Here is a 14,192-nt window from a genome sequence, read left to right as displayed (position 1 = left end):
ACACGGAAAATGCGGCAGATGGTGTGCGATTCTAGGCCCGCTGCCGACGGCGGGCAATCATCAACCGGCATGTGGCCTATTGTCTGTCAGGATAAATTGGGCCAGAGCGGTATATCTTGTCAGAAGATTCAGGCTATAATCTGCCGCTTGAATTCCTTTCTTGCGAATCCCTTCATTCCACGTCCTTATTCCTCTAAATGATCCGCAAGCTTATCCGTAAAGTACTGGAGCTGCCGTCTGGCATGGGCAAACGCCGTAGCAAACCACGCGTGATTCCGCTGTCCCAGCATGGCGTTCGCCGCGATCAGCTCAGCACTGCTGCGCTCAAGGTGACTTCCCGTCTGCAGGAAGCCGGTTTCTCTGCCTTCGTGGTAGGGGGGGCTGTGCGTGACCTGTTGCTGGATGTCGCACCCAAAGATTTTGACGTCGCCACCAATGCCACGCCGGAGCAGGTGCATCATCTGTTCCGCCGCTCGCGCATCATTGGCCGGCGTTTCCGCATCGTGCACGTGATGGTGGGCCCGGAAACCATCGAGGTCACCACCTTCCGCGGTGGCGGTATTGACGACCAGAACGAGTCCGGCCGCATCATGGCGGACAACACCTTCGGCAGTCAGGAAGAAGACGCGCACCGCCGTGACTTCACCGTCAATGCGCTGTTCTTCGATCCGTCCGACGAGTCCATCATCGACTATCACCACGGGGTGAAGGACCTGAAGGCCAAGAAGCTGGTGATGATCGGCCAGCCGGCACGGCGCTATCAGGAAGACCCGGTACGCATGCTGCGTGCGGTGCGCCTGGCTGCCAAGCTGGGCTTCGAAATTGACGAAGACACCCGCAAGCCCATCCGTGCCCATGCCCATCTGCTGAAAAAGGAACCCCCGGCCCGGCTGTTTGACGAGATGCTCAAGCTGCTGATGTCCGGCCATGCCTATGCCTGCCTGAAAAAGCTGCGCGAGGAAGGGCTGTCACGCGGGGTGTTCCCGCTGCTGGACGCGGTGATGGGGGAGGATGGCGACGATTTGTTCCTGCAACTGGGCCTGCAAAGTACCGATGCGCGCATCCGTGCCGACAAGCCGGTGTCGGTTGGCTTCCTGCTGGCCACCTTGCTGTGGCAACAGGTGAACCAGCACTGGCAGCAACATATCGCCGCAGGTGAAAAGCCACTGCAAGCCTTGCAGATGGCGATTGCCGACGTGGAAAACGAGCAGGACAACGACTTTGCCATTCCGCGCCGTTTCAGCGTCACCATGCGCGAAATCTGGACGCTGCAAGGCCGCTTCGACAGCCGTACCGGTGCCCGTCCTTACCGCTTCCTGGAACAGCCGCGCTTCCGAGCCGCCTTCGACTTCATGTCGCTGCGCGCCGAAGCGGGCGAGTTGCCGGCCAGCCTGGTGGAATGGTGGGAAGCCTTCCAGCGTGGCGATCAGGCCGAACGCGAAGCCTTGATCAACGAAGCCAAGAACAGTGGCGCTGACGAACCGGCCAAGAAGCGCCGCCGTCGTCGCACCAGCAACCGCCGCCGTGCCGAGAGCACCGGTGGAGGGGGAGAGGCCGAGTGAGCCTGGCCTATGTCGCTCTGGGAAGCAACCTGGAGCAACCGGCCGAGCAAATAAGGGCCGCGCTAGCGGCCCTTGCTGCTCTTGCCGGCACCAGCGTGCTTGCGCATTCTTCTCTTTATCTCACCACTCCGGTGGGGTATCTGGATCAGCCTGACTTCATCAATGCCGTGGCACAGCTGGAAACCAGCCTGAGTCCGCATGACTTGCTGGCCGCGCTGATGCAGATCGAAGCCGGTTTCGGGCGTGAGCGCAGCTTCCGCAATGCCCCCCGGGTGCTGGATCTGGACATCCTGTTGTATCAGGATACCGTGCTGGACGACCCGCAGCTGATGTTGCCGCATCCGCGCATGCACCAGCGCGCCTTTGTCATGGTACCGTTGGCAGAAATCGCCCCCGACCTGCTGGTAGGGGAGCATGGCCAGGCCGCTGCCATTGCCGCCACCCTGGATTGCAGTGGTGTGCGCAAGCTGGCCTAGCCTGCCCGTTCTAGGAGCTCATCATGAGTCACAGCCATTTGCGTTATGTGGTAGTTGAAGGCCCCATCGGTTCGGGCAAATCGGCACTGGCCCGTCGGCTGGCCAGCTACTGGGGTGTGCAATTGCTGGCCGAGGACCCGGCCGCCAACCCCTTCTTGCCGCGTTTTTACCGTAATGTCGCCTCGCATGGCCTGGCCACCCAGCTGTCCTTCCTGATGCAACGGGCCGACATGGCACGCGGCATGTTGCTGGGCGACACCCTGGCCAGCCCGGTGGTGTCCGACTTCCTGTTTGAAAAGGATGCCCTGTTTGCCCGGGTGAATCTGGACGAGCAGGAACTGGCGCTGTACCAGCGCCTGGCCCAGCAACTGCTGCCACAGTATCCGGTGCCGGACCTGGTGATTTATCTGCAAGCTTCCGAGCAGGTGTTGCTGGAGCGCAGTGCGGCCCGCGCCAGCCAGCTGGAGCAGGATTTCCCCGAAGGCTACCTCAAGCGCGTACATGCCGCCTACAGCGAATTTTTCCATCAGTACGAAGCGGCACCCTTGCTGATCGTCAATACCGACCATCTCGAGTTGGTTGATGGTAACGAGGATTTCGAGCTATTGTTGCGCTGCATCAGCGAGATGCGCGGACAGCGCAGCTACTTCAACAAGAGCGTCTGAATACAAGTGACGCCTTGCATTTCCCGACCACACCGAGGAAGTACAGGTATGAAAATTACCGTCAACACCCTGCAGAAGATGGCCGCCGAAGGCCAGAAGATCGTCATGCTCACCAGCTATGACGCAAGCTTTTCCACCCTCCTTGATCAGGCCGGGGTAGAGATTCTGCTGGTGGGCGATTCTCTGGGCATGGTGATCCAGAATCGTGATTCCACCCTGCCGGTGACCATGGAAGAAATGGTCTACCACACCCGTTGTGTCGCCGCTGGTGCCGGCGATGCCATGGTATTGAGCGACCTGCCGTTCGGCAGCTATCAGGAGAGCCCGCAGCAGGCGTTTGCCAGCGCTGCCCGCCTGATGCAGGCCGGTGCCCACATGGTGAAGCTCGAAGGTGGCGGTTTCATGGCAGAAACCACCCGCTTCCTGGTGGAGCGCGGGATTCCGGTCTGTTCGCACATCGGCCTCACCCCGCAGTTCGTCAATACCTTTGGCGGTTACCGCGTACAGGGCAAGACCCAGAGTGATGCCGAACGCCTGCTGGATGATGCCCGCAAGCTGGCCGATGCCGGTGCCAGCCTGGTGTTGATGGAATGTGTGCCCGCCGAACTGGCCGCGCGCGTGACCGAAGCCGTTGCTGTGCCCACCATCGGCATTGGTGCCGGTGCTGATGTCAGCGGTCAGGTGCTGGTATTGCACGACATCCTCGGTGTGTATCCGGGCAAGAAAGCCCGTTTCGTCAAGAACTTCATGAATGAGGCCGGCAGCATCCAGGGTGCGGTCGAAGCCTACGTCAAGGCAGTCAAGGCAGGGACCTTCCCGGCTGCCGAACATACCTTCTAAGCCAAAAGGGTAAGGAAATGGAAATCATCCGCAGCGTGGCAGCCATGCGTGCATGGCGTCGCCAGGCCGGTAAGCTGGCCTTTGTTCCCACCATGGGTAATCTGCACGAGGGTCACCTCGCGCTGGTTGCCGCCGCGCACGAGCATGCCGACAAGGTGGTGGTCAGCATTTTTGTCAATCGCCTGCAATTTGGTCAGGGAGAGGATTTCGACGCCTATCCGCGTACCTTCGAATCTGACTGTGCCAAGCTGGAAGCCGCCGGCGTGGACGCCTTGTTCTTCCCCACCGAACAGGAACTGTACCCGCGCGTGAAGCAGGATTTCAACGTGGAGCCGCCGCATATCCAGAACGAGCTGTGCGGTGCCTTCCGCCCCGGCCATTTCCGTGGCGTGGCCACGGTGGTGAGCAAGCTGTTCAATATCGTGCAGCCGGATGTGGCCTGTTTCGGCAAGAAGGACTTCCAGCAACTGCATGTGATCAAGGCCATGGTGGACGACCTGAACATTCCGGTTGCCATCGTCCCGGTGGATACCGGCCGGGCGGAAGACGGGCTGGCACTGTCTTCGCGCAATGGTTATCTCACTGCCGAAGAACGCGCCGAAGCACCGCGCCTGTACCGTAACCTGTCCGCCATGCGCGCAGCCTTGCTGGCCGGGGACAACGACTACGCCGGGCTGGAAGCCAAGGCCAGCGCCGACCTGCAACAGGCAGGCTGGACGGTGGATTATGTTGAAGTGCGCCAGGCCGATACCCTGGAAATCGCCCACGCCGGTGAAAAGCGCCTGGTGGTGCTGGCTGCCGCCCGTCTGGGTCGTACTCGTCTGATTGATAATGTGGAAATCACCCGCTAAGGCGGGCCGGGGAATTCAGTACCATGCAACGCATCATGCTCAAATCCAAGCTGCACCGTGTCACCACCACGCACGCGGAGCTGCACTACATCGGTTCCTGCGCCATTGACGAAAACCTGCTGGAAGCTGCCGATATCCGTGAATACGAGGAAGTGCAGATCTGGAACGTCAACAATGGTGAGCGCTTTGCCACTTACGCCATCAAGGCCGAGCGCGGCTCCGGTGTCATCTCGGTCAATGGTTCGGCCGCCCGCCGTGCTGCGCCGGGCGACCTGCTGATCATCGCCTCTTTTGCCCAGTATGAAGATGCCGAGCTGGTCAACCATCAGCCCAAGCTGGTGTTTGTTGATGAACGCAACCAGATGACGGCGCTGGATAACAAGACACCTACCCAGCCGGCCTGATAGACAGCCAGTCGTTTTCCCACGCAAACGATGCCGCAAAACGGCATCGTTTTTTCATGCCTGCCATTCATCCTGCAAGACTGCTTATAACTGTCTATAGTTCTTGAACAAGCACGCCAAACGTCGGTGCCTGTCCAAGCCAGGCTCCGCCCAGCAGGAGACCATCATGAGCAGCATTCTGAATGGCGGCTGTCTGTGTGGCGCCGTGCGCTACCGGGTGCATGGCCAGCCCTTTCATGTCACGCATTGCCATTGCATCAGCTGCCGCAAGGCCAGTGGTGCGGCGTTTCTCACCTGGTTCACCGTGCGTTTGATCGAACTGGAGTGGCTGAGTGAAAAGCCGGTCTACTATCACTCATCAACGGCGGTGCAGCGCGGTTTCTGTCCGCATTGCGGGGCCACGCTCAGTTATCAGCATGAGTCCGACCCGGACGATATCGACATCACCGCCGCCACGCTGGACGCGCCGGAGCAACTGGCGCCGGAATTCCATACCTGGTGGCAGGAGCATCTGGACTGGGGCGAACCGGCAAAGCAGGCCGCCTTGCCGGTACATGAACGCAGTCACGACGGCGCGTGACTGGTTCAAGACGCGGGAGACTGCTGCGTCAGAGCAGGGCCTCTGCTGCCACAATCACGCCGTCTTCATCGGCATACAGCCATTCACCCGGGGTGAAGGTGACACCGCCAAAGCTTACCGGCAGGTCGCGCTGGCCTTCGCCGCGCTTCACCGATTTCAACGGATGGGTATTGAGTGCGCGGATTCCCAAGGGCAGCTGGTTGAGTGCTACCGAATCGCGGATGCAGCCATAAATCACCACCCCTTCCCAGTGATTGGCCACCGCCAGGTCGCCAATCTGGTCGCCCAGCAGCGCGCAGCGCAGTGAACCGCCGCCATCCACCACCAGTACCTTGCCGTGGCCATCCTGGGCCAGGGTTTCGCGTACCAGGGTGTTGTCCTCAAACAGCTTGAGGGTGACGATTTGCCCGGCAAAGCGGGCATGGTTGCCATAGCGCTGGAACATGGGCTCGACCACACGCACCCGGCCTTCGTTGGCATCGCACAAATCGGTTGTCAGAAAACTCATTTTCTCTCCTTTGCTTTTGCTGGTTTATTGGATGTCGGCAGCGATATCGGCAGCCGTGAAAAAGCCGCCTTGCGGCGGCTTGTCGGCATGCTCAATCGAGGCGGAGCGGTACGAACAGCGTGCTGTCCTGACGCCGAACCAGCAAGGCTATCTTGCCATGTGCGCTGGACAGCGCCTTCTCGAAACTCTTCACCGAGGTGATTTCATTCTGGTTCAGCCCCATGATCACGTCGCCATGTTGCAGGCCGGAGCGTGCCGCCGCACCTTGCGCCTTCTGTACCAGCAGGCCGCCATTCAGGCCCAGTTCGGTACGCTGGCGTGCGGTCAGCTCGGTAACGGTCAGCCCCAGTTTGCCAAACTGGAAATTCTGCGGAGCGGCTTCGTCCTGCTGCTTGGCCTGGGGGCTGGCTTCCGGTGCCAGCTCGCCCAGCGTGGCCTGAATGGTTTTCTCTTCACCCTTGCGCCATACCGACAGCTTGACCTTGGCACCTGGTTGCAGCGAACCCACCATCATCGGCAAGTCTTTCGAGCTTTCAATATTGCGGTCATCCAGCTTGAGGATGATGTCCCCGGTTTGCAGCCCGGCCTTGCCGGCAGGGCCTTGCGGGTCTACCCGTACCACCAGCGCACCGCTGGGGCGGGGCAGGCCGAAGGATTGTGCCAGCTCCTGCGATACTTCCTGGATATTGATGCCCAGCTGGCCGCGGCTGACCTTGCCCTTGGCCTTGATCTGCTCGGCCACGTTCATGGCCAGGTCAATCGGGATGGCAAAGGAAATGCCCATGAAACCACCGGAGCGGCTGTAAATCTGCGAGTTGATACCCACCACTTCGCCACGCAGGTTGAACAGCGGCCCACCGGAATTGCCGGGGTTGATGGCCACGTCGGTCTGGATGAACGGAACGTAGTTTTCATCCGGCAGGCTGCGGCCCTTGGCCGACACAATGCCTGCCGTCACCGTGTTTTCAAAGCCGAAAGGTGCGCCGATGGCTGCCACCCATTCGCCCACCTTGAGCTGGGACGGGCTGCCGATCTTGACCACCGGCAGGCTGGAGGCATCCACTTTCAGCAGTGCCACGTCGGTACGTTTGTCCAGGCCCACCAGGCGGGCTTTCAGCTCGCGCTTGTCGGTCAGCATCACCTTGATCTGGCTGCCGCCGCTCACCACGTGGGCATTGGTCATGATGTAGCCGTCATCACTGATGATGAAACCGGAGCCAAAGGACACGCTTTCTTCCGGCGTCTGGTCCTGCTGGTTGGGCTGGTTGGGGATGAAACGCTTGAAGAAGTCGAACAGCGGGTCGTCTTCCGGTACCGGGAAAGGCATTTCGCTTTGCTGTGGTGCCGCCTCTGTGCGGTTGGCCTGAATGTTTACCACGGCCGGGCCATCACGCTCGACCAGCTGGGTAAAGTCAGGCAGCAACATGGCGACACGCCCATCCGACTGTGCAGGTACAGCCACCGGGGCGGGCTGGTTTTGCTTGTGGAACAGGCTTTCGATCTTGTCGCAACCCGAAAGCAACGACGCAGCCAGAAGGGCGCCGACGATGGGGCGAAGATACGGAGTCACAGAATTATCCTTTCGGGGAGGCTTTCAGACCGATATAGGGACGATCAGCTGTATTTCCAGAGAACTGCCAGCCATATTCCGCTGGCAATCATTTAATCATACCGGTTTTGCCGGATATTCACACAAATCGGCAATCACGCAGCGATGGCATTCCGGTTTGCGCGCCTTGCACACATAGCGACCGAGCAGAATCAGCCAGTGGTGTGCATCTACCTTGAATTCTGCCGGCACATAACGCAGCAGTTTGTCTTCCACTTCACGCACATCCTTGCCCGGTGCCAGCCGGGTGCGGTTGGACACGCGGAAAATATGAGTATCCACAGCGATGGTGGGGTGGCCAAAGGCAGTGTTCAGTACCACATTGGCTGTTTTGCGCCCCACACCGGGCAGGGCTTCCAGTGCGGCACGGTCGTCGGGCACTTCGCCGCCATGTTTTTCCAGCAGCAGGCGACAGGTGGCAATCACATTTTTGGCCTTGGTGCGGTACAGGCCGATGGTCTTGATGTAGTCGGCCACGGTCTCCTCGCCCAGCGCCAGCATCGCGGCCGGGGTGTTGGCCACGGCATACAGCGGTCGGGTGGCCTTGTTGACGCTGACGTCGGTGGCCTGGGCCGACAGCAGGACGGCAATCAGCAGCTCGAACGGCGTGCGGTATTCCAGTTCCGTGGTGGGGGTGGGGTTGTGCTCGCGCAGGCGGCGGAAGATTTCGTAGCGCTTGGTGGCGTTCATGGCGGCTGGCTGATGGCTGGTTGAGTACCGGTGCGTCCGGAAAATGGCGCACCGGTGATTGTAGCGCAGGCAGGGGCGCTGCCGAAGCCACTGTGGTTTCTACGTGCGAGGGGCTGGCTGCAGCAACTGGTCCACCAGTGGTGCGGCGGCGCTGAGCAGCAACAGGATGGCTGCCAGTAGCGGAGTAATGTCCGACCACTGGGTCAGCGCGGCAAAGCCGACACACAGCAGGCCGGCAGCCTGACCATGAATAAGCCTGCCCCGTGGCGTGATGGGGGTGCTGTTGCCATCCGTCATCACCCAGCCAAGCAGTAGCCACAACGCAGGCTGCAGCAACAACCAGCCGGTGCCCAGTGGCAGGCTTACCAGCAATACCAGACAGAAACCCGCGGGTGCTTGCCAGGCAATCAGACCTTGCCAGAGCAGCCACACGCCACCGCCCAGCAAGGCGAGGCTCAGCGCTGCATTTTGAGCGGGCAGGATGGTGGGCAGACAGGGGGACAGCAGCAACAGACTGACAAGGACCGGGTGAAACGGTCCGTGGGCGGTTCCGCCAAACAGTTGTCGCCACAGCACGGTGATCATGCAGGCTGCAAGCAGCAGGCCTGCCGGGGTGTCTATGGGTAGCAACAGGGCCAGTAACGTCCCCGTTAACAGGCTGGCGGGCTGTCGCCAGCTGGTGGCCAGCGGCTGCTTGCGTGAGGCTTGGCAGGCCATGTCGCTCAGCAGGCTACCGCACAGGGCCAGCAGCAGGTTGAACAGGGCGAGCCTGCCTTGCTGCGCCAGCAAGACCAGCACGCCCGGCAGCAGGGCAAGCAGCGTCAGGCCCTGGCGGCGAGCCAGGCTGGGGGCAAGTCGCATGGTGGTGGTTGTCATGTGTTTTCCGGTTTCTCTGGCTGGCCTGTGGAGGCAGCCTTGTCGGCTTGCGCGGCCTTTTGCGCAGCGGCACGCTGCATGGCGGCTTCGATCAGGGCCTTCTTGTCCGCATCCATGCCGGCCGGTGTTGCAGTGGGCTGTGCTGCTTTTTGCGTGGTGGCGCGCTGCATGGCGGCTTCAATCAGGGCTTTCTTGTCCGCATCCATGCCGGCCGGTGCTGCTGTGGGCTGTGCTGCTTTTTGCGCGGCGGCGCGCTGCATGGCGGCTTCGATCAGGGCCTTCTTGTCCGCATCCATGCCGGCCGGTGCTGCTGTGGGCTGTGCTGCTTTTTGCGCGGCGGCACGCTGCATGGCGGCTTGAATCAGGGCCTGTTTGTCATCGCTTGTTGCTGCAGGGCTGTCCTGCGTGTCAGCGGCGCGGGCAGCTTTGGCGGCATCCTGCGCAGCCTTGCGGGCTGCTGCGCGGGCCATGGCTGCATCAATGGCGGCCTGCCGGCTGGCTGCAATGGCAGCGGCGCGGGCATCTGCTTGCGTGTTGTCCGCAGCGCCGGTGGACTGCTTTTCCAGATGCTGACTGTTACGCTCGGCGGCGCGGGCCATGGCGGCGGCAATGGCGGCTTGTTTGTCGGCTGCTGCCGGTGCTGCCTTGCTTTCCGGCTGCGCTGCGGTGGCAGCCTGTTCGCGTTTGGCGGCTTGCTCGGCGGCGCGTGCGGCCAGTCGCTGGGCTTTTTCCTGCTTGTCCCGCTCCAGCCGGAACTGGCGGAAGCGATGGCGCTGCCTGGCCTGGTCGGCCTGCTGCTGCTGTTGCTGTGCCGCCTGATACTGCAAGGCGGCGTGGCGGAAGGTATCCAGCAAGGGAAGCTGACTGGGACAGACGGCATCGCACAGTCCGCACAGGGTGCAGTCCTGCAGGCCCCAGGCGTTGGCTTCTTCCATATTGTTTTGCTGGCAATGCCAGTAAAGCTCCTGTGCTTGCAGCTTGCTGGGACAGATGCGCAGGCAATCGCCGCAGCGGATGCAGTCCTGTTGCCCTCTGGTGGTATCCGGCGTGCGGGCTTGCAGGCATTGGCTATGCCAGTGCAGCCCCATCGTGTCTGCCTGATCGGCTGGCAGTGCATAGCCACGCAAGCCGCCGCCATGGGTAATGGCGCAATCGGCACTGGCACCGGCAAAGTTCAACAGATGGCTCAGCGGAGTACCCAGCAGCGCCTGCACGCTGCCTGGCCGGTCCAGCTTGCCGTCGAGGGTAACAAAGCGGCTGATGCAGGGCTGGCCATGCAGGATGGCGTCGCCAGCGGCCACCACGGCATCGGCTGGCAGACACAGGCAGTGTGCAGCTTCCGCCGGGCTGGCCAGCTGGCGGGTCAGCGTGGTTTCATCCGCCGCCGGATAGGGGGCATTGATGGTAGTGATGTGCCAGCCGTGCTGGCTGGCGGCTGCCTGCACAGCCCCGGCACTTTCGGTGTGGCTGATGGCAAGCACGATGCGTCCGGGCTGCAGGACTTGTTCCAGCATGGCAATGGCGGCAACCAGTTTATCGGCTTGCTGTTCCAGCAAGCTGGAGGTGGCAGTCAGGCAGGGCTCGTCTTCTACCGCATTGATGATCAGCAGGGACAGTGCATGTGGCTGCATGGCCCGGTCCAGCGGCAGCAGGGGGCCGTGATTGCCCGCGACCCCCATGTCTTGCAGTTGCAGGGCGAGGCTGAGCGGCGTGAGCAGGGACGGGTCGCCTGCTTGCAGCGGCAGGGCTTCATCCCGGCCATCCGCTTCCAGGACAAGGGTGTTGGCCAGTGGTGCACCGGGCAAGGCTTGGGCCTGGGGCTGGATGGCGATGATGCGGCCGGATGTCGGGGCATGCAGGGCAACACCGTATTCACTGTCTGCGTCGGCCAGGCGCTGGTATTTCAGGACTTGCTGGCCAGGCTGCACGCAAGGCAGGCACTGTTGCAGGCCCAGTAGCAGACGCGTTGGCAGCGGCAGGGTCGTAGTAGCGGTGTTGTCATGCTTGCGGCCGGGCAAGGGCAGCTTGAACCCGCCAGGCAAGGAGAGAAAACGCCTCATGACCTTGCCTCGTGCTTGACGGCCTTGATGGCAATCACCGGGTAGCCCCAGCGCCAGTCGTTCGGGCTGCTGGTGGCCGGACGCATGCTGATGCAATCCACCGGACAGGGAACAAGGCAGAGTTCGCAACCGGTGCATTCGTCTGCCAGTACAGTGTGCATCTGCTTGGCCGAACCCAGGATGGCATCTACCGGACAGGCCTGAATGCAGAGCGTACAGCCGATACAGGTGCTTTCGTCAATCAGCGCCACGGCCTTGGGTTTGCTGGGCGGGGCGTCTGATGCAAAGGGCAGGTAATCGGTATGCAGCAGTGCGGCCAGTTTGCGTATGCCTTCCTCGCCACCGGGCGGGCAGCGGTTGATGCTGTCCTCACCCTTGGCCAGCGCGGCGGCATAGGGTTGGCATCCGGCGTGACCGCACTGGCCGCACTGGGTTTGCGGCAGGATGGCATCAATCTGTTCGACCAGCGGGCGCGGATCGGCATCTTGCGCTTGTTGCTGGCGCTTGGTCATCACGCTGCGCAGCAGCCACGCAGCCAGCAGCAGCAAGGCGATAAGGAACAGGATATTCATGACAGTCGGGCTCCCAGGCTGTGCAGGGCCAGTGCCAGTAGCAGGGCACACAGCCAAAGGGCGGGCAGGTCACGCAGCATGGCAGGCAAGCGGCTACGTGCCAGACGGGTTGGCAAACAGGCAAATACAGCCAGTAACAGGCTGAGCAAGACCGATAGCAACAGGCTTTGCATGCTGCTGCCCATGCTGGCAGGCGCGTGGGCCATCCAGCTGCCCGGCAGGCTCAAGAGCAGATTGTTGGCCAGCAGCCAGCCCGGACGCAGGCCCAGTGCGCGGCTGGCGTTGCCTGCCTTGTTGTTGAGCAGCCAGGCAAGCGACAGGGCACTGGCACTTTGCAGGATGATGATGGCAGACAGCCTCGGCGTCGGGCCGGTCAGGGGCTGCAGTAGCGCCAGGCCGAGATTGCCCAGCAACTGGCTGATCAGCAGGGTCAGCCCCATGGCGGCTGCGGCAGGCAAGGCCAGGCTGATGGCACGCTGTCTGCCGGTCTGGCAATGTTGCAGACAGGCCATCAGGGCAAGCAGCGGCAGGTAGAGCCCGAAATTCATGGCGCAGAGTATCCGGAAAGCAAAACCGCAAAATTATCCGGGTTTCGGGCCTGCTTCACAACCTTGCTGCGGGTAGGCCATGGCCCACAGCCAGCATTCAGGGTAGTTGCCGGCCAAGCCAGGCTTGCAGTTTGCGCGCCTGGCGCAGGGTTTCCTTCAGGATGCGGGCATCCAGGGTGCTGAGCTGGCGCGGGTCGATCAGGCTGTCCAGCCCGGCCGCATTGTCCTGGCAGGCCAATTGGTGACGCAGGCGCAAATCCTGCAGGAAACGGGCGCTGTCGGCAAAGGACTGGCAATCGCTGCTGTCCAGGCCGGGCAACTGGCTGGCAGCGGCAAAGCGCTCGCTGGTGCGACCTGCGGCGCAACCAGCCATCAAGGCCATGATGCGGGCGGCGTCAACAAAGAAGTCCAGTGCGGCTTTCAGATCCAGCTTGTCATTTTCATCGGTTTGCAGGCGTCCGCTCCAGCCCAACGGTGCCTGATAGCGGCGGGCGTTGCGGCTGAGTGCCTGCAATACCTGACGGTCTGCGGCGCGCTGGCGCAGCCGGCTGGCCAGCTCCAGGCCCAGCGCGGTATTGCCCCACACCGGGCGCAAGTCCAGATACAGGCCGATGTGTCCGGCGCTGTCGTCCGACTGCATCAACTGGCTGATAAAGGTGTCGCTCCAGTCATCCAGTGACAGACAGTGGCTGGGATTGCCTGCCATCACGCCGTTGCGGCACAGCGGTATGCCGCAGGCGCTCAGTGCGGAGCAGATGCCCTGTGCAATGGCGGGCAGTTGCAAGGCCAGCTGGTGCTGTAGCAACGGCTTGCTGCTGTGAAACACGATGCCGCTGTCTTGATCCGAACTGAGGGTATTTTCCTGACGACCACTGCTGCCAAACTGCAGCCAGCAGATTTCCACATCATCCAGCCCGGCCTCTGCCAGATGCAGCTGGCACAGCCGGGTCAGCAACTGGTCGTTGAACAGGCTGAGCAGGCGGGTGCTGGCGTCGGCATCCATGCCCTGGCGGAACAGGGCGACTACCTGGCGGCGGAAGGTGGCGGCCACGCCGGACAGGGCGGCAGTACTGTCGCATCGGCTGAGCCGTTGCAGCATTTCCTTCATGTCCAGCCGTGACAGACGGTACAGATCATGTTCCGAAACAATGCCGACCAGCGTACTGCCCTCGCATACCATCACGTGGCGCTCACCACTTTGCACCAGCGCCAGCATGGCTTCGCTGGCCAGCGCGGTAGGCGGCAGGATGCAGCTGGGCTGGCGCATCAATTGCTGCACCGGGGTGTCGTCCGGCCGTCCGGCCAGATGGGCGGACAGCAGGTCGCGCAGGGTGAACAGGCCAAGCAGTCTTTGTTCCGGGCTGGTGATGACCACCGAGCCAACCGCTTGGTCCTGCATCAATTCCAGCAAGGGGCGCAGTGCGGTATCGGGCCGGCAAGTGACGGGCGGCCGCTGGATGACCGCTGACAGCGGGGTATGCAGACTGAGGCCCTGTCCCCCCAGCGCGGCGGGGTGTTGTTGTCTGGCACGGGACAGCAGATTGGCCAGCCGCTGGGTGCAAAACTGCTGGAATGCCGACGAGGCACGGCATAGCTCCAAAAAGGCCGCATGCGGTAACAACAGCACCATGCAGTCGCTGTCCGCACGGTAATGGTTGGTGACCGGTCGCTGCGCCAGCAGGGCACCCAGCGGAAACATTTCTCCCTGGCTGAGCATGGCAAACGGCTGGCCGCTGTAAATATCCTCGGCCAGTACCTGGCCCTCCAGCACGATGAACAACTGCGTGGCTAGCCCTGCCTGGGGATTGAGCAGGCTGCTGCCGCGGGGATAATGCTGGCGTTTGCCATAACGGGCCAGTAACTGGAGCTGTTCCGCTGTCATGACGGCAAATGGTTCATGCACCAGCAATGGTTGCCAGTCTGCCGGGAATGGAGTGGGCGTGGTCATGGT

15 protein-coding genes are annotated in these 14,192 nt (G+C 62.0%); 7 read left to right on the top strand and 8 right to left on the bottom strand.

Annotated elements, in window-relative coordinates; genetic code table 11:
• The first annotated feature begins 197 nt into the window (after positions 1 to 197).
• The 7 genes from pcnB (at position 198) to DKK66_RS01925 (ending at position 5,378) form a co-directional block, all read left to right on the top strand.
• Positions 198 to 1,562, top strand: a complete 1,365-nt coding sequence (gene pcnB, locus DKK66_RS01955) for a polynucleotide adenylyltransferase PcnB (protein WP_045847074.1) — start codon at positions 198 to 200, stop codon at positions 1,560 to 1,562.
• Complete coding sequence (folK, locus tag DKK66_RS01950; RefSeq protein WP_131355081.1) at positions 1,559 to 2,038, top strand: 2-amino-4-hydroxy-6-hydroxymethyldihydropteridine diphosphokinase; 480 nt, start codon at positions 1,559 to 1,561, stop codon at positions 2,036 to 2,038. Before pcnB ends, folK begins: the two co-directional genes overlap by 4 nt.
• A 23-nt stretch (positions 2,039 to 2,061) precedes the next feature.
• Positions 2,062 to 2,703: a deoxynucleoside kinase gene (locus DKK66_RS01945; protein ID WP_045847076.1), complete on the top strand. Its 642-nt coding sequence runs from the start codon at positions 2,062 to 2,064 to the stop codon at positions 2,701 to 2,703.
• A 48-nt stretch (positions 2,704 to 2,751) separates the two neighbouring features.
• Complete coding sequence (gene panB, locus DKK66_RS01940) at positions 2,752 to 3,543, top strand: 3-methyl-2-oxobutanoate hydroxymethyltransferase (protein WP_045847077.1); 792 nt, start codon at positions 2,752 to 2,754, stop codon at positions 3,541 to 3,543.
• Between the two features lie 17 nt (positions 3,544 to 3,560).
• Positions 3,561 to 4,394 carry a pantoate--beta-alanine ligase gene (gene panC / locus DKK66_RS01935; RefSeq protein ID WP_045847078.1) on the top strand — a complete coding sequence of 278 codons (834 nt, stop codon included), beginning with the start codon at positions 3,561 to 3,563 and terminating at the stop codon, positions 4,392 to 4,394.
• A 23-nt stretch (positions 4,395 to 4,417) separates the two neighbouring features.
• Positions 4,418 to 4,798: an aspartate 1-decarboxylase gene (panD, locus tag DKK66_RS01930; protein ID WP_062789341.1), complete on the top strand. Its 381-nt coding sequence runs from the start codon at positions 4,418 to 4,420 to the stop codon at positions 4,796 to 4,798.
• Positions 4,799 to 4,964: 166 nt separating this feature from the next.
• Entirely contained in the window at positions 4,965 to 5,378 is a 414-nt protein-coding gene (locus DKK66_RS01925; RefSeq protein WP_045847210.1) for a GFA family protein, read from the top strand.
• Positions 5,379 to 5,406: 28 nt separating this feature from the next.
• On the opposite strand, the gene rraA is transcribed toward DKK66_RS01925, so the two are convergent.
• The 8 genes from rraA to DKK66_RS01885 form a co-directional block, all read right to left on the bottom strand.
• Positions 5,407 to 5,886: a ribonuclease E activity regulator RraA gene (gene rraA / locus DKK66_RS01920; RefSeq protein ID WP_045847080.1), complete on the bottom strand. Its 480-nt coding sequence runs from the start codon at positions 5,884 to 5,886 to the stop codon at positions 5,407 to 5,409.
• Between the two features lie 91 nt (positions 5,887 to 5,977).
• Positions 5,978 to 7,456: a DegQ family serine endoprotease gene (locus DKK66_RS01915; protein WP_062789342.1), complete on the bottom strand. Its 1,479-nt coding sequence runs from the start codon at positions 7,454 to 7,456 to the stop codon at positions 5,978 to 5,980.
• A gap of 96 nt (positions 7,457 to 7,552) precedes the next feature.
• Complete coding sequence (gene nth / locus DKK66_RS01910) at positions 7,553 to 8,185, bottom strand: endonuclease III (protein ID WP_045847082.1); 633 nt, start codon at positions 8,183 to 8,185, stop codon at positions 7,553 to 7,555.
• Positions 8,186 to 8,284: 99 nt separating this feature from the next.
• Positions 8,285 to 9,061: an RnfABCDGE type electron transport complex subunit D gene (locus tag DKK66_RS01905; RefSeq protein WP_131355078.1), complete on the bottom strand. Its 777-nt coding sequence runs from the start codon at positions 9,059 to 9,061 to the stop codon at positions 8,285 to 8,287.
• Positions 9,058 to 11,121: a 4Fe-4S dicluster domain-containing protein gene (locus tag DKK66_RS01900; protein ID WP_131355075.1), complete on the bottom strand. Its 2,064-nt coding sequence runs from the start codon at positions 11,119 to 11,121 to the stop codon at positions 9,058 to 9,060. Before DKK66_RS01900 ends, DKK66_RS01905 begins: the two co-directional genes overlap by 4 nt.
• On the bottom strand, positions 11,118 to 11,693 hold the full coding sequence (gene rsxB / locus DKK66_RS01895) for an electron transport complex subunit RsxB (protein WP_131355073.1): 576 nt from the start codon (positions 11,691 to 11,693) through the stop codon (positions 11,118 to 11,120). The genes DKK66_RS01900 and rsxB overlap by 4 nt, the downstream gene beginning before the upstream one ends.
• Positions 11,690 to 12,241 (bottom strand): hypothetical protein, encoded by a 552-nt coding sequence (locus DKK66_RS01890; protein ID WP_131355069.1) that lies wholly within the window; start codon positions 12,239 to 12,241, stop codon positions 11,690 to 11,692. Before DKK66_RS01890 ends, rsxB begins: the two co-directional genes overlap by 4 nt.
• 97 nt (positions 12,242 to 12,338) lie before the next feature.
• On the bottom strand, positions 12,339 to 14,189 hold the full coding sequence (locus DKK66_RS01885) for a DUF294 nucleotidyltransferase-like domain-containing protein (protein ID WP_131355066.1): 1,851 nt from the start codon (positions 14,187 to 14,189) through the stop codon (positions 12,339 to 12,341).
• Between the last annotated feature and the right edge of the window lie 3 nt (positions 14,190 to 14,192).

Origin of the sequence: Aquitalea sp. USM4 (assembly GCF_004328945.1) — a bacterium.
GTDB lineage: Bacteria > Pseudomonadota > Gammaproteobacteria > Burkholderiales > Chromobacteriaceae > Aquitalea > Aquitalea pelogenes.
Note: the sequence above shows the minus strand (reverse complement) of the source record. Positions and strands in the feature narration are given on the sequence as shown.